The 15,038-nt window shown below is 66.8% G+C and carries 14 protein-coding genes; 5 read left to right on the top strand and 9 right to left on the bottom strand.

Going from position 1 to position 15,038, the window contains the following annotated elements:
• Positions 1–37: 37 nt before the first annotated feature.
• Positions 38–838: an MHFG family PEP-CTERM protein gene (locus OOB33_RS05025; RefSeq protein WP_207795960.1), complete on the bottom strand. Its 801-nt coding sequence runs from the start codon at positions 836–838 to the stop codon at positions 38–40.
• A 309-nt stretch (positions 839–1,147) separates the two neighbouring features.
• Between OOB33_RS05025 and OOB33_RS05030 the strand changes: the two genes are divergently transcribed.
• Positions 1,148–1,552, top strand: a complete 405-nt coding sequence (locus OOB33_RS05030; protein ID WP_102768646.1) for a response regulator — start codon at positions 1,148–1,150, stop codon at positions 1,550–1,552.
• 131 nt (positions 1,553–1,683) lie between these two features.
• On the opposite strand, the gene OOB33_RS05035 is transcribed toward OOB33_RS05030, so the two are convergent.
• The 6 genes from OOB33_RS05035 to OOB33_RS05060 form a co-directional block, all read right to left on the bottom strand.
• The gene (locus OOB33_RS05035; RefSeq protein ID WP_102768645.1) at positions 1,684–2,127 is read right to left on the bottom strand and encodes an SWIB/MDM2 domain-containing protein; all 444 of its coding nucleotides are present in this window, start codon (positions 2,125–2,127) and stop codon (positions 1,684–1,686) included.
• Between the two features lie 197 nt (positions 2,128–2,324).
• Positions 2,325–3,488, bottom strand: coding sequence for an alpha-hydroxy acid oxidase (locus tag OOB33_RS05040; RefSeq protein WP_271007900.1), 1,164 nt, complete (start codon positions 3,486–3,488; stop codon positions 2,325–2,327).
• The gene (locus OOB33_RS05045; RefSeq protein ID WP_271007901.1) at positions 3,485–4,168 is read right to left on the bottom strand and encodes a Fe2+-dependent dioxygenase; all 684 of its coding nucleotides are present in this window, start codon (positions 4,166–4,168) and stop codon (positions 3,485–3,487) included. The genes OOB33_RS05040 and OOB33_RS05045 overlap by 4 nt, the downstream gene beginning before the upstream one ends.
• A gap of 68 nt (positions 4,169–4,236) precedes the next feature.
• Positions 4,237–6,495: a TonB-dependent receptor gene (locus OOB33_RS05050; RefSeq protein WP_271007902.1), complete on the bottom strand. Its 2,259-nt coding sequence runs from the start codon at positions 6,493–6,495 to the stop codon at positions 4,237–4,239.
• Between the two features lie 203 nt (positions 6,496–6,698).
• Positions 6,699–7,541 carry an energy transducer TonB gene (locus OOB33_RS05055; protein ID WP_271007903.1) on the bottom strand — a complete coding sequence of 281 codons (843 nt, stop codon included), beginning with the start codon at positions 7,539–7,541 and terminating at the stop codon, positions 6,699–6,701.
• Positions 7,542–7,833: 292 nt separating this feature from the next.
• Positions 7,834–8,799, bottom strand: coding sequence for a TerC family protein (locus OOB33_RS05060; protein WP_102768640.1), 966 nt, complete (start codon positions 8,797–8,799; stop codon positions 7,834–7,836).
• Between the two features lie 417 nt (positions 8,800–9,216).
• Between OOB33_RS05060 and OOB33_RS05065 the strand changes: the two genes are divergently transcribed.
• Complete coding sequence (locus tag OOB33_RS05065) at positions 9,217–9,576, top strand: phage holin family protein (protein WP_102768639.1); 360 nt, start codon at positions 9,217–9,219, stop codon at positions 9,574–9,576.
• Positions 9,577–9,725: 149 nt separating this feature from the next.
• Here OOB33_RS05065 and OOB33_RS05070 read toward each other — a convergent pair whose 3' ends face one another.
• A complete protein-coding gene (locus OOB33_RS05070) occupies positions 9,726–11,357 on the bottom strand; it encodes a M48 family metalloprotease (RefSeq protein ID WP_271007904.1) in 1,632 nt (543 codons plus the stop codon).
• A 169-nt stretch (positions 11,358–11,526) separates the two neighbouring features.
• Here OOB33_RS05070 and moaC point away from each other — a divergent pair, with 169 nt between their 5' ends.
• Complete coding sequence (gene moaC, locus OOB33_RS05075) at positions 11,527–12,006, top strand: cyclic pyranopterin monophosphate synthase MoaC (protein ID WP_171828972.1); 480 nt, start codon at positions 11,527–11,529, stop codon at positions 12,004–12,006.
• Between the two features lie 104 nt (positions 12,007–12,110).
• Here the strand turns inward: moaC and OOB33_RS05080 are convergent, their stop codons facing one another.
• Entirely contained in the window at positions 12,111–13,925 is a 1,815-nt protein-coding gene (locus tag OOB33_RS05080) for a PglL family O-oligosaccharyltransferase (protein WP_271007905.1), read from the bottom strand.
• A gap of 147 nt (positions 13,926–14,072) precedes the next feature.
• Between OOB33_RS05080 and OOB33_RS05085 the strand changes: the two genes are divergently transcribed.
• Both OOB33_RS05085 and OOB33_RS05090 read left to right on the top strand, forming a co-directional pair.
• Positions 14,073–14,531, top strand: a complete 459-nt coding sequence (locus OOB33_RS05085; RefSeq protein WP_102768636.1) for a YeeE/YedE family protein — start codon at positions 14,073–14,075, stop codon at positions 14,529–14,531.
• Positions 14,532–14,567: 36 nt separating this feature from the next.
• Positions 14,568–15,005, top strand: coding sequence for a DUF6691 family protein (locus OOB33_RS05090; RefSeq protein WP_271007906.1), 438 nt, complete (start codon positions 14,568–14,570; stop codon positions 15,003–15,005).
• Positions 15,006–15,038 lie beyond the last annotated feature (33 nt).

The raw sequence follows: 15,038 nt of genomic DNA on the forward strand, positions 1-15,038 counted from the left end.
TGCCGGCTGACGGCGGCGCCGACGGATGAACTCAGGATCAGCGCTGGCGGCGCTTGGCCAGGAAGGCCAGGGCCAGCAGTCCGCCGGCAAACAGGGCCCAGCTTTCGGGCTCCGGCACGGCTGGGGTGGTCACCACGATGCTGGGCGGCAGCGAGGGCACGTTGAAGCCTCCCACCGACGGGCCGGGGTTGTTGCCACTGAAGGTCGGCGGATTGCTGGGCACCAGGGCACCGGGCGTGGCGCCACTGCCGCCATCGAAGCCGGTGTTGGCGCCGCTGGCCAGCTGGGCAAAGCTGTTGCGGCCGCTGTCCGGCGCGCCGCCCCCGAGGGCACCGGCCGCTGGCGGGTCCATCTCCAACTGGCTTTGCGGGTCATCGATCTCCTGCGCGGCCGAGGCGACATTGGTGGCCGCCGCCGGCGCCGAGGCACGCGGTGTCATGCGCTGGATGCGGCTGACATTGCGGCAGACCGTGGGCACCAGAATGCACTGGCCCTCTTCGCAATAGACCAGGCCACGTTCTTCGTACTTCTGCGTCCACTTGGCGCGGCTGACCGTCTTGCAGACGTTGTTGGCGCCGAAGTGCATCTCGCTGATGGTGCTGCCGTAGATGGCCTTGCTGCCCTTGATTTCGTCGCGCTGGATGCTGACGATCTCGTCGTAATCGCGCTGGGCCATGCGCGCCTTGAGTTTGGCGCGCACCGGGGCGGGGATGTCCCGGTAGCGGTCCACGGCCGCGACCACATCACCCATGAAGGGGTTCACGCCGGGCCGATCCCACGAGCAGTGGGGCAGCGTGGCGCCGGATGCAGCAAGAGCGAGCGTGGCAAGCAAGGGCATGGAGAAAGGTCCGTTGAGCGGGGCTGGGCCGGGGTCAAGCGTGAAAAAATGCCGCGGAGGTCGCGACTGCGATTCACTGTCAAGAGTGTAGTAACCCTAGGTTGCCCGAGCGGGCGGGGAACCCCCTTGACTGGTGGGTGCCGCTGCCGCGGATTTCACGAATCCATGCCACTTGTGGGCTGCGCTCCACGTTGAGCTGCCCTGGCCCCGGTTTTTTCACCGGGCTGCAGGGCGCTGGCGGGTCAGGGCCGGTTTCGCTGCTATCGTTCGTGGCGCAACGCTGTTTCTTGCATTCCCAGCTTTCCTGCCATGTCTCCAGCCGCCAGCCTCCAGGTGCTTTACGTCGAGGACGATCGCATCAACATCGTCCTGATGGAAGAGGTGTTCCGGCGCCTGCCTGGTTGGAATCTGCACTGTGCCGAGGACGGTGAGCAAGCCCTGGCCCTGCTGGCCGAGCGTGCACCCGAGGCCTTGCCCGATCTGCTGTTGATCGACATGAACCTGCCCGATATGAGCGGCCTGAGCCTGATCGAGGCCTTGCGGGCTGACCAGCGCCTGGCGCCCCTGCCCTGCGTGGCCCTGTCGGCCGATGACCATGCCAGCCAGGTCGAGGCCGCGCGTGCCGCTGGCTTCAGCGATTACTGGGTCAAGCCCATCGATGTGCTGCGCCTGAGCGAGGCCTTGCAGGCCACGGCAGCGCGCCTGTCTCGCTGAAGCAAGCGTTCGGCGCACAGACGCCAGCGCCCCTCGGTCGGCCAGACGAAAAAAAGCCCGGCATGCCGGGCTTGTTCATGTCTGCAGCATCGAGGTGGTGGCCGCTTGAGCCGGCCGCCACCGCAGGCGCATCACTTCAGGTGGCTGTTGATCAGCTTGGTCATCTCGAACATATCGGCCTTGGCCTTGCCGAAGATTTCCTTCAGCTTGGCATCGGCGACGATGATGCGCTTCTGCACTTCGTCCTGCAGCTTGTTGGCCTTGATGTATTCCCAGACCTTCTTGGTCACATCGGTGCGCGGCAGCGGAGCTGCGCCGACGATGGCGGCCAGGGCGGCGCTGGGGGTCAGGGCTTTCATGAAGGCTGCATTCGGAGTGCGCTTCTTGGCGGGCGCGGCTGCCTTCTTGGCAGCAGGCGCCTTCTTGGCCGGAGCAGCTTTCTTTGCAGGAGCTGCCTTCTTCGCCGGCGCAGCAGCCTTTTTGGCGGCGGGCGCCGCGGCTGCTTTCTTTGCCGGAGCGGCCTTGGTTGCCGGAGCCGCCTTCTTTGCGGGTGCGGCCTTCTTCGCAGTTGCCATTTCAATTCTCTCCATCAAAAGTTGTTGATGTGCCGGGTCCGGGTGAAGGCCGCATAAGCCTTCATTTCTCTCTAGCACCGAGCAAGGATGATGGTACTGCGCACCTATGGCATTGAGAAGGCTTTGCCAGGGGGAGAAGTGCTGATCTCACGCGGAAAAGACGCTTGTTTACCCTCGGTGTCGCGGGCTTGCGTCATTCAGGGCCCGCCACTGCGCGTAAACCCGGCGTCTGCCTCGGCGCGCCAGAGCTGCGCAGGGCCGATGTCATCGAGGGTCTTGCAGCCGCACAAGGCCATCGCGATCTCGAATTCATCGCGCAGCAAACGCAGCGCGCGGGCCACGCCGAGCGCGCCCGCGGTGGCCAGGGCATGGATGTAAGGCCGGCCCAGCAGCACGGCATCCGCCCCCAGGGCCAGGGCTTTCAGCACATCGCTGCCGCGGCGGATGCCGCCGTCGACCAGCAGCGGCAGCTCAGGGCCAACGGCCGCACGCACGCGTGGCAGCAGCGCGGCGGTGGGCGGCAAGGTGTCCAGCGTGCGGCCGCCGTGGTTGGAGACGATCAGGCCGGCCACGCCGCGCGCCACCGCTTCTCGCGCATCCTCGGGGTGGTTGGCGCCCTTGAGCAGCAGGGGCAGATGGCTGTGCGCGCGCAGCCAGTCGATCTCGGCCCAGGTGGCGGCGCGTGGCATCAGGCCGTCGAACAGCTCGCTCTGGCCCGGCTGCAGGTTCAAGGGCTTCTTGATACCGCCGAGATTGACCGCTCGGATGTCGGCCGGCAGCGCGAAGCCGGCACGCCGCTCGCGGTCGCGTGCGCCATGCACGGGCGCATCGACGGTCAGCACCAGGGCTTGGAAGCCCGCCGCTTCGACCCGGCGCAGCAGCTGCAGCATGAAGTCGCGGTCGTCGCGCCAGTAGAGCTGGAACCAAAGCGGGCCGCTGCTCGGTTCGTCGTGAAAGGCTTGGGCAATCGCCTCCATCGGCATGCTGGACTGGGCGCTCAGCACCATGCCCGCTTGCTGCGCGGCCGCGGCGTAGGCGCTGGCCAGCTCGCCATCGGCATGGGCCAGGCGCTGGTAGGCGATGGGGGCCAGCAGGATGGGGTGGGCCAGCGTGCGGCCCAGCAGCTCGCTGCGCGTGTGGCCACCAGCCAGATCGCGCAGCACGCGCGGCTGCAGCTGGAGGGCGTCCCAGGCGCTGCGGTTGCCGCGCAGCGTGATCTCGTCGCCGGCGCCGCCGTTCAGATAGGCCCAATGCTCGGGCGCGACGGCGGCCTGGCCATGGGCTTCGAAGTCGGCGAGGTTGGCGATGCCGGCCGGGATTTCTTGCAGCGGCGAGAGCTTCGGCTTGGCGTCGCTCCTCATGTGTCGGCCCACATGCGCAAGAGGTTGTGGTACGTGCCAGTCAGCTGGACGGCGGCGTCACTCTCGCCATGCTCGCCGCGCAGCTGCATCAAGGCCTGGTCCATCTCGAACAGCAGGCGGCGCTGCTCGTCGCTGCGCACCATGCTCTCGATCCAAAAGAAGCTGGCCAGGCGGGCGCCGCGCGTGACCGGCTCGACGCGGTGCACGCTGGTGCCGGGGTAGAGCACGGCATCACCCGCGGCCAGCTTGACGCGCTGTTCGCCGTAGGTGTCGGCAATCACCAGCTCGCCGCCTTCGTACTCCTCGGGTTCGCTGAGGAACACCGTGCAGGAGATGTCGGTGCGCACCCGCTGGCCCGTGCCGGGCACATAGCGGATGGCCTGGTCGATGTGGTTGCCGTAGGTGTTGGCCTCGCCGGCATAGCGGTTGAACATGGGCGGCAGCAAGCGCTTGGGCAGGGCGGCAGAGAAGAAGGTCGCGTGGCCCTCCAAGGCCTTCAGCAGCAGGGTTTGCAGCGCACGCGCCGATTCGCTGCCGACCGGCAGCTGCTGGTTGTTCTTGACCTGTGCGGCCTGCGCGCCGGCGGTGAGGCGGCCGTCTTGCCAGTCGGCCTGGTCCAGCAGATCGCGGGCCTGCTTCAAGTCAGCAGGGCTGAGGAGCGCGGCGATTTTCAACAGCATGGTGATCGGGGTGAAAAAGAAAAGGCCCGAGCGAACCCGGGCCTGTCAGATCAGACACTGACCATGGGTCAGAACTTGTAGCTGCCGGTCAGGGCAAACGTGCGGCCCTTGCCCGGCACATAGTGTCCGGTGTAAACCGTTTCGGCGTAGAGCTTGTCGGTGACATTGTTGACGTTGGCGCGCAGCGTCAGTTTGTCCTTGAGCAACTCGTACTCAGCCAGCAGACCCAAAGTGGCGAACTTCGGCACATAGAAGCCCGGGTTGCGGTTGGGCTGGTAGCCGCTGCGTGCGGTCACACCACCGCCGACACGGATCTGCGGCGTGATCTTGTAGGTCGTGAACACGGTGCCCGAGTGGCGCGGCGTCATCGAAGGACGGGTGCCCTGGCCTTCGGCGCCGGGTGCGCCGATGTCGATGTTGGCGTTCGGGATGTAGGTGTAGGACGCGAAGATCTCCCAATCGTTGTTGATGCGGCCCATCACGTCGTACTCAAAACCTGAGGCATGGCGCTTGCCCGACAGCGTGACCAGATTGGTCAGCGGGTCGGTGTTGCGCTCATGGGTCTTGGTGCTGCGGAACAGGGCGAAGCGATGGCTGAGCTTGCCGTCGTTGGTTTCGATCTTGGCACCCAGTTCGATGTTGACGGCCTTCTCCGGCGGGATGCTCGCGTTCTGTGCGCTCAGCGAGTAGGTGTCACCCGAGGTGTTGAAGGAGGTGGCTCCGCCGAAGTGGAAGGACATGGTCTCGGTGGGTTGGAACAGCACGGCCGCACGCTTGCTCCACTGGCTGATGTTCATGCGGTAGCTGCTCACCGTCTCCGGGCCGGCCGCCTGGCCGGGGATGGCGAAGGTGTCGTAGTCGCCACGCACCTTGTCGTAGCGCAGGCCGGCCAGGAGCTTCCATTGCGGGGTCAGCGCCAGCAGGTCCTGGGCGTACACACCGTAGGCACGCGAGGTGTACTCACTGGCCTTGCGCATGACGCGCTGGGATTCATCGATCCAGGCGCCGTCGTTGGGGCGGCCGATGGTGGTGGTGGGCTTGCTCAGATTGACGCCGCCCTGCGCAGCGCTGCGCGCGGCAAAGACCTGCTTCTTCTCTTCCGAAGCGTCGGCACCTGCTTGCACCTTGTGCTCCAGGCCCAGCCATTTGAACTTGCTGTCCAGATCGCTCTGCACGCTCAGGGTTTGCATGTCCTGGGTCTTGAGGTGAGTGCCGCGGCTCAAGACGGTGTTGGGGCCAAAGGTTTCCAGTGTGACGGCCTTGCCGCCGGGTTGCAGGCTGGCGCCAGCAAAGCGCACCGTGCCCGAGCGTTGGTCGCGGGTGTAGTCGGCCTTGCGCACGGTGGTCACCAGCTCGGTGTTCTGGTCGAAGCGATGGATGTGCTTGAGCACGGCCCAGCCGGCGCTGCCCTTGTTCTTGTCGCTGGCCATGCCGTAGTGGTTGCTGGGGTCGATGGGCAGCAAGGTGATGTCGGCGGTCGGCGACGTGGCCGTCGGGCGGATCCAGGGCATGCCGTAGTTCATGCCGTTCTCGTTGTTCAGGTAATAGGCGCTGAAGGAGAACTCGTCGCGTTCGCCGATGCCCATGCGGTAGTTGCCGGCAATGCCTTGCTTGTCGATCTTGGCACCGGCGCCGTCGTTGTCGGCGGCGTTGAACATCACGCCGACACGCGCGGCCGAGGAGTCTCCGAGGCGCACATTGAAATCACCCACCGTGCGCACCATGCTGTCGCTGCCGACGCTGGCGCTGATTTCGTTGGCGTCGATCAGGCGTGCTTCCTTGCTGACTTGATTGACCGCACCGCCGGTGGAACCACGGCCGAACAGGAGCGAAGCCGAGCCGCGCAGCAGCTCCACGCGGTCTTGGAAGAACACGTCGCGCTCGTAGAAGGCCGGATCGCGCATGCCGTCGATGAACACATCGCCGCTGGCCTGCAGCGAGAAGCCGCGCAGCTTGATGTCCTCTTCGCCACCTTCGGCGGCCATGAAGGTGATGCCCGCGGTGTTCTTCAGCACGTCCTTCAGATTGTCCAGATTGCGGTCGTTCATCAGCTTCTCGGTCACCACGGTGACGGATTGCGGAATGTCACGCAGCTCCTGTTTGCCTTTGCCGATGCGGCTGTCAGTGGCTTGGTAGGCGTCCTTGCCGGTCGGCTCGGCGCTGGCCTTGGTGCGCACGATGGGCAGGGCGTTCTCGGTCTTGGCCGCTTCGGCTGCGGGCGCGGGGGTCTGGGCCAGGCTGGCGCTGGCCAGGCCGAAGCCGGCGGCCAGGGCGCCCAGGGGCAGCAGGGCTTGACGGTGCGCGGGGCGCGACTTGGTGCGGGACATGAATGAACTCCTGACGAACTAAGGATGGATGTGGAACATGGCGCAGCCCGACCCGGGGCCAGGTGGGCCTCGGGAGCGCTGCGAATCTGTGTTGCGTGGCGGGCTGGCTCGCGGCTGCGAGCTGGCTGGCTGGAGGATGAGGAAACGATGGGTGAGCCATGGCCCGCAGCCTGCGGCTTGGAGCTCAGGGCAGGTGCAGGCGGCTAACGCTCCAGCTCATAGGACAGCAGGGCGGTGGTTTCCCACTCGACCGGCTGGCCCTGCAGCAGATAGGGCGAGAAGCGGGCGCTACGGATGTCTTCCAGCGCGGCCCGATCAAGGCGCTCGAAGCCGGAACTCTTCTTCACCGCGGCTTCCTTCAAGCGGCCCTGGGCATCGACCAGGATGCGCAGGTGCACGATGCCTTGCTCGCCCGCACGGCGCGACAGCAGCGGCATGTTCAGACGCGGTTCGGCCAGATAGCGCACGGCATTGGGCGGAATCTGGTGCACGGCAGGCGGCGCCGGTGGTGTCACCACGGCCTGTGCAGGCGCGGGGTTGGGTGCGGCGGCAGGCGCTTGGGCCGGAGCGCGGGCGGCCGGCGGCTCGCTGCTGATGACCTGGGCGGCCATGGGGGCCGGGGCGGTGATGGGTGGCGTCACTAGCGGCGGGATCACCGGGGCCGGCATGGGCGCCAGCTTGGGCAGCTGGGGGGCTGGCGGCGTCGGCAGCGGCGTTGGCGCCGAGGGCTTGGGGGTGATCAGGCTGACCTGGATCGGCGCGGGCTTCTCTTGCACAGGCAAGGCTCGACGCACCATCAGCCCGGCGCCGAACAGCACATGCAGGCCCAGCACCGCCAGCAAAAAGCCGCGCTTGCGGCGCGCGGCTTGCGGGTCCACCGGCAAGCCACCGGACCCGGGCGCGAAGGCCCGCCTCGAGTTCTCGTTCAGAGTCTCGGCCGCTGGGCTGATGGCCGAGGCCGCCGCCTTGTGGCCCGCCACAAAGCCGGCCTGACCGGCCGACGCGGAGGCGCCGAGGGAGATGGGGCTGAGGAGTGCGGAGGTCACGGGGCGGTGAGGCTGAACGAAAACAGTGAAGAGCGAACTGGTGACGGGGTGTCCGTCGATCTGGCAAGAATCTTAACACTAATGAGAACAATTCTTATTTGATTCGAAGGCTATGAGCCATACGGCGGCCCGCGAGTGTTGGGAAATGGGCACGCGCTGTGGCCAGGGCGAACGCGCCTCGGGTCGGGCGTTCGGCCATAAAAAGACCCCGGGCGCGGGCAGCGGCCGGGGTTTCGGGGGGAGGCGCCGCCTGCGTGGCAGCGGCGCCCTTGCGCCGGTGGCGCTTCTGGGTTTACTCGGTCTTGGTTTCGATCCGCGGTGCGGTCCGCAGGCTCAAGACCATGGTCACGGCCAGGATGGCCACCACCACACCCAGGGAGACCAAGACCGGGATCTTGAACACATCGATCAGCATCATCTTGGTGCCGATGAAGGCCAGCACCACGGCCAAGCCGTAGCTCAGCAGGTGGAACTTGGTCGCCATCGCTGCCAGCAGGAAGTACATCGCACGCAGACCGAGGATGGCGAAGATGTTGGAGGTCAGGACGATGAAGGGGTCGCTGGTGATGGCGAAGATGGCCGGGATCGAGTCCACCGCAAAGATCACGTCCGTCATGCCGACCAGGGCGATCACCAGCAGCAGGGGCGTGGCCAGGCGTTTGCCGTTCTGCACGGTGAAGAAGCGTTCGCCATCAAAGTTGGCGCTGACCGGCATGGTGCGACGCAGCAGCTTGAGGGCGGGGTTGGCTTCCAGGTCCGGCTCCTGGCCGGCGGCCCACCACATCTTGATGCCGGTGATCAGCAGGAAGGCACCGAAGACATAGAGCACCCAGTGGAACTCGGCGATCAGCCAGCCACCGACCAGAATCATGACTGTGCGCAACACGATGGCGCCGATGATGCCGTACATCAGCACCCGCTTCTGGTAAGCCGGCGGCACCGAGAAGTAGGTGAAGATCATCAGGAAGACAAAGATGTTGTCGACCGCCAGTGATTTCTCGATCAGGTAACCGGTCAGGAATTCCAGGGCCTTGGTGTTGGCCAGCGCGACATCACCGGAGGTGTCTTTGACGGCCCACCAGAACAAGCCGTTGAAAGCCATGCTCAAGGCCACCCAGACCAGGGACCAGTTGATGGCTTCCTTGACCGAGACCTCATGGGCGCCCTGCTTGCGCAGCACCACAAAGTCGACGAAGAGGGCGACCAGGACGGACCCGCCGAAAAAGATCCACAGCCACAGGGGCGCAATCGTGCTCATGAAGAAGAGACTCCCGCAAGAAGTGTTGAACTCAGCCGAACACCGCTCCAGACCGACCCAAGAATAGGGCCAAACCAGGGCAGGAACAGCGCGTGTTGCACCGAAAGGTCTTGCGGGACGGGAGGTGTTGTCGGACCCGGACGGTCTCACCTTCCAGCTGCGGGGCCCGGGTGTGTGTTTTCAACTTCCGCTGAAAGACACACCGTATTGACGGACCGTCGCCACGGCATGGCGCCGTGTAGCTACTCCCCTTTCGGATGGCCGCGATTCTGCCCGAGTTTGGCAAGACCTGACACATCACTCGGATTCTCCGGTGCACAAAGTCATGATTCCTGCGCGCCATTGGGTTTAATCTCGCCCCGAGTCCGCCGTCTCGCGGCGGGCCACCTGCGACGAGCCCACCCACCACCTTCGACCATGTTCAAAACCCTGATCCGCTGGCTTTTGCTTGCCGCCGCCTTGCTGCTGGTGGCTCACCTCTACCCCGGCGTCACCGTCACCAGCTTCACCTCGGCCTTGATCGCGGCTTTTGTGCTGGGCCTGTTCAACACGCTCTTGCGGCCCATCCTGGTGCTGCTGACCCTGCCGGTCACCGTGATCAGCCTGGGCCTCTTCCTCTTCGTCATCAACGCCCTGATGTTCTGGGCCGCCGCGCGCCTGCTCGAAGGCTTTGCGGTGGATGGCTTTTTCGCCGCCCTGGTGGGTTCGCTGATCTACAGCCTTTGCGGTATGGGTGTGGATGTGCTGATGGAGCGCATCTTCCCGCCGCAGGATTGAGAGCTTGTGAATTTTTTGCTGCGCGACTGCCATGCGTCGTTGGTCCGGTGCTCGGAATCCTAACGTACAGAGGGTACGTTCCGGTTCCTGCGCTCCGTCCGCCTAGCCTGACAGCCGCTCGCTACAAAAATTCTCAATCTCTTCGGCGCTCAGGGCAGCTCGGCCCCCGGCGGAATGCCGCGCGGGTACATGTCCGACAGGCGCTGGCGGCGCTCGTAGAGCATGGTGCGCAGGCGCGCATCGATGACCGAGGCCTCGACCGGATCGGCATCACGCTCGCGCGACTGGCGCAGGCCCGAGCGCATGCGGTCGATGGCGCCGCGCAGATCGCCCATGGCATAGCGCGCTTCGCCCTGGGCACGCACGGCGCGCAGCGGTTGCGCCAACTTCTCCCACAGCAAGCCCAGCTGGGTCCAGGCCAGCACATCCTTGGGGTTGAGGCTGACCCAGGTCTGCAGCTCATCGGCCACTTCGCGGGCCGAGGCTGGCCCGCTCTTGTCCACCAGGGCCAGCTGCGAGCGCTCCATCAGCTGCGGCCGGCTTTTCTCCTTGGCGCTGGCCAGCACGGCGAAGCCGTCGGCCGATTGACCTTGGGCCTGCGCCAGCTCGGCACGCAGGAAGCGCAGCAGGCGCGCGGCCTTGGGGTCGTTGCCCAGCTCCTGCAGCTGTTGTTCGGCGCTGGCGAGTGCGCGCGCGGCGCGCGGGAAATCGCGCATCTTGATCGAGGCCAGGCAGCTGGCATAGCGCGCGCTCAGCTGCTCAAAGCCGCGCCCGACGGTGGGTCCGCGCGGCTCGCGGGCACCGGCATCGAGGTTCTGCAGCTGGGTCCAGATTTCGGCGCGCGGGTCCATCAGCACGCGTGAGCGTGCGGCCATCAGCGCATGCTCGGCCTGGTTGATCGGGCGCTGGAACTCGCCCGTACCCAGGCGGGTGCGGGCGTCGCCAATGCGTTCGCTGGTCAAGGGGTGGGTGCGCAGATAGGGGTAGCTGCCCGAATCCATCAGGTGGTGGGCTTGCTCCATCTTCTCGAACATGCTGAACATGCCCGAGGGCGCAAAGCCCGCTTCGCTGAGCACGTTGAAGCCCACCCGATCGGCCTCGCGCTCCATATCGCGCGAGAAATTGAGCGAGGCCTGTGCGGCCAGGGCCTGCGGGCCGACGATGGCGGCATTGGCCGCGTCAATGCTGCCGCTGCGCGAGGCTGCGATCAGGCCGGCCAGCATGGCCGCCATGGCCAGCATGCTGTTGCGCGAATCGCCGGCGATGCGGCGGGCGATGTGGCGCTGGGTCACATGCGAAAGCTCATGCGCTAGCACCGAGGCCAGCTCGTCGCGCGAGCTGGTCATGGCAATCAAACCCAGGTGCACGCCGACAAAACCACCGGGCAGGGCAAAGGCATTGACCGAGCGGTCGCGCACCAGAAAGATCTCCCAGGCGAAGCGGTCCACCGTCTCGTCGCTGATATGGCCCAGCAGCTTGGCCGTGGTCACCAGCGGGTTCCAGATGCCGAGCAAGTACTCCTGCAGCAGCGGGTCGTCGAGGTAATCGGGGTCGGGGCGGATCTGGCCCATGACCTGGTCGCCCAGATTGCGCTCCGCCCCCACGTCGAGATCCTGCGACACCGAATCGCCCAGCGCCGGCAGCGCCACCTGGGCCTGCCCGGCCGGGCTGCTGGCCAGCAGGCAGCAGGCCGCCAGTGCCAGCAGGCTGCGGCGCCAACGCGGGGCGGCTCCCGGGCGAGACAGGGAAGCAAGCGACAGTTTGTTCTTCAGGATCATCATCGGGACAGCAATCTCCGGGGCCACCACCGTGCAGCGCGCGGCTCACTATGATGCCGCTTTATCGATGCCCCGCATTGCCCGATTGTTTCCGGTGCTGCGAGCTGCGCCCACTGGGGCCATCCTTCATGCCCTGCTTTTCAGATTCTTCTCGACTGCGACCGCCCCTGCCATGAACTCTCCACTGACCCATTTCGATGCCCAAGGCCAGGCCCATATGGTGGATGTGGCGGCCAAAGATGTGACGCATCGCATTGCCCGCGCCCGCGGCCGCATCGTCATGCAGCCCGCCACCCTGGCCTTGATCACCAGCGGCAGCGCCAAGAAAGGCGACGTGCTGGGCATCGCACGCATCGCCGCCATCCAGGCCGCCAAGCGCACGGCCGACCTGATCCCCCTGTGCCACCCCCTGCCCCTGACCCGCGTGGCCGTCGAGTTCGAGATCGACGCGGCCGAGAACGCCGTGCATTGCAGCGCTCAGGTCGAGACCCTGGGCCGCACCGGTGTGGAGATGGAAGCCCTGACCGCCGTGCAAATCGGCCTGCTCACCATCTACGACATGTGCAAGGCCGCCGACCGCGGCATGGTCATGGGCCAGATCCGCGTGCTGGAGAAGCAGGGCGGCAAGAGTGGCGACTGGGTGGCGGCCTGAGCCCGATGCCAGGCCCAAGCTTGATCAAAGCCTTGAACGCACGCCACTGATTCAGGCGGCTCAGCCGTCATGTGAACGCAAAAAGCAGCGCGGCACGCTGCACCTCAGCGCATCTCCCGCCAATCGATCACCCGGCTCGGCGGGCTGCACTGGAAGGGCGCTTCGGCCGGGTCGAGGCCGGGCTGATCGCACTCGCCCAGCCAGTCATCGGCGGCGCTGTTGCGGAACTCGCGCAGGCGCTGCACCACATGGCGGGCACGCTCTTCGTCGCCCACGGCGTGCAGGGACTTGGCCCAGGCCATCATCAGGCGCACATCGATCAGGTTGTGCGCTGTCTGTTTGGCGGCGGCCAGGGCGGCGGCGCTGGGCGGGGCGCTGGTGGCGGCGGCGTAATCGGCCTGCGTGGCGAAGAAAACCGAAGCGCGGCCGTCCTCGATGCGCTGGGTCAGTGGTTTGGCATCGGCCGGCGGCACATAGATGGCCACCACGCGCAGATAGTCCCAGACCGCGAACAGGCTGCCCGCCAGCAACAGGGCACCGATCAGGCCAACGCCGCTCAGGCGCGGGGCGGTGTCCCTCGCATCGGCACGGTCCGCCGCCCCTGGATCATCGCGGCCCACGGCCAGGCCCAGCATAAAGGCCGTGGGCAGCAGGAAATAGGCGTACCAGAGCGGGTACTCGAGCAGGCTGTGCAGGCCGATCATCAGCACGCCCATGAAGGCGCAGCGGCGCGCCACGCCCTCGGCGCCCAAGCGCTGCCAGCTCAGGGCCAGGGCGCGCCACAGCGCCAAAGCCAGCAGGCCCAGGATCAGCGCTGCCGCCGGCAGGCCCAGGTCCACGGCGAGCTGCATGGCGATGTTGTGCGTGTGGTCGAAGAAGGCCACCGGGCGCTTGGGGAACTCGCTCATGCTCCAGGCCAGGTTGAACTCGCCCCAGCCCACGCCCGTCAACGGGTTGAGCTTGAGCAGCTCCCAGGCATTGAGCAGGATGGCGATGCGCGAGGGCGATCCCGCGCCCTCGGCCAGCCGTGACTCGGCGCCGAAGGCATGGGCGCCGTGGCTGGCCCAGACCGACATCAGCCACCAGCTCAGGCCCAGCATCAGCGGCGTGGCCAGCAGGCTGAGCTTGCTGGCGCGGCTGAGCTTGCGGTCCAGCGCGCCCCACAGGGCCAGGATCAGCACGCCGATCATGCCGGTGCGCGAGGCCGTCAAGACCACGGCGAACACAAAGGCAAACAGCAGCACCGGCAGCACGGCGCGGCGCGCCGCCGTGTTGCGGAACAGAAAGCTGAAGCGATCCTGGTTGCCCAGGTAGACGGCCGCCACGCAGGCCCACATCAAGAGGCTGGCCAGATGGTTGGGCTGGCGCATATTGCCCACCGCGCGGCCGGGGATGCCCGAGCGCGCGATCACATGGCCATCGGCCAGCTGGGGCGCAAACACCTGCACCAGGCTGACCCCCAGGCTCAGCAGACCGGCGGCCAGCAGGCCCCAGCACAAGGCTTCAAACCAATCGGCGCGCTGCCCATCGCGCAGGCCTTGCGCCACCCAGACCAGGCCCAGCGCCGCGGCCAGCATGCCGCTGTTGGCCAGGGTCAGCGAGAGTGGCAGGCCGGCCCAGGCCCAGCTCACCCAGGGCGCTGCCACCAGCAACAGCAGGGCCCAGACGGCCGGCCCCTGCTGCCGGCTCAAAGCGCCTGCGCCCAGCTCGGCCCGCAGGGCCAGCAGCACCAGGCCCCAGCCGCCCAGGGCAGCCAGCTGGTTGAACAAGGTGGCCGAGGGCGTGAGGCTGTAGGCCAGCAGGGGCGGCAGTGCATTGGCCAGCAGCAAGGCCAGCACGCTGTAGGGGCCGATCAAGGCGGTGGGCGTTGCGCTCGGCACAGCGTGGCTGGCGGAGGTGTGGGCAGAGGCGGTCGACATGGGGCCGAATCATCACATGAGTGCGCGTGGCCGCAAGCCGGGCCGCCCCCAAGGAGCTACTAAGATCCAAAGACGCTGGCGCTGCCAGCCCCCCGCTGGAGCGCAACTCGCCTCTCCTTGGTTTCTGGCTACTCTTTGCTTGCCCTCATGCAGATCGCCTGGTCTCAGTTCACCCCGCTCCATGCCTTGATCGGCGGCCTGCTGATCGGCCTGGCCGCGGCCTTGTTCCTGCTCGGCAATGGGCGCATCGCCGGCATTGCCGGCATCGTCGCCAGCCCCTGGCGGGCGCTGCGGCAGCGCGGCTGGGCGGGCCTGAGCGGCGCGCCGGAGCGCTCGCGGCTGATGTTTCTGGCTGGCCTGCTGCTGGCGCCCTGGGCCTGGCGCGTGTTCGCGCCTTGGCCGGGCCTGACGGTCGATGTGGGCCCGCTGGGCCTGGTGGCGGCCGGCCTGCTGGTGGGGGTGGGCGTGCGCATGGCCAATGGCTGCACCAGCGGGCATGGGGTTTGCGGGCTGAGCCGGCTCTCGCTGCGCTCTTTGCTCAATGTGCTGGTCTTCATGGCCGCCGGCTTCGCCACGGTGTGGCTGATGCGCCATGGCCTGGCTTGATTTATCGATGGATCGGCTGTTCTCGGAGCGACGCGTATGTCTGCATTGATTCGCCACCTCCTGGCTTTGGCCAGCGGCCTGCTCTTCGGCCTGGGCCTGATCGTCGGCGGCATGAGCGACCCGGCCAAGGTCAAAGGCTTTCTCGATCTGTTCGGCGCCTGGGACCCCAGCCTGGCCCTGGTCATGGGCGGGGCGGTGGCCGTGGGCCTCATCGCTTTTGCCTGCGCGGCCCGGCGCGAGCGCGCCTGGACGGGCGAAGCCATGGAGCTGCCGCCGCCCGGCCGCATCGATGGCCGGCTGCTGCTGGGCGGCTTGATCTTCGGCGTGGGCTGGGGCATCGCGGGCTTTTGCCCGGGGCCGGCCCTGGTCGCCCTGGGTGCTTTTGGCTCAGGCAGTGAATCCGCCTTGATCTTTGTCGCCTCCATGCTCGCCGGCATGTGGTTTCATGACCGCTTTCTTGCGAGAGCTGCCTGAACGATCGGCCGATTCCTCGCTTCATTCTCTTGA

The organism is Paucibacter sp. B51, from assembly GCF_027863535.1.
GTDB classification, from domain to species: Bacteria; Pseudomonadota; Gammaproteobacteria; order Burkholderiales; family Burkholderiaceae_C; genus Paucibacter_A; species Paucibacter_A aquatilis.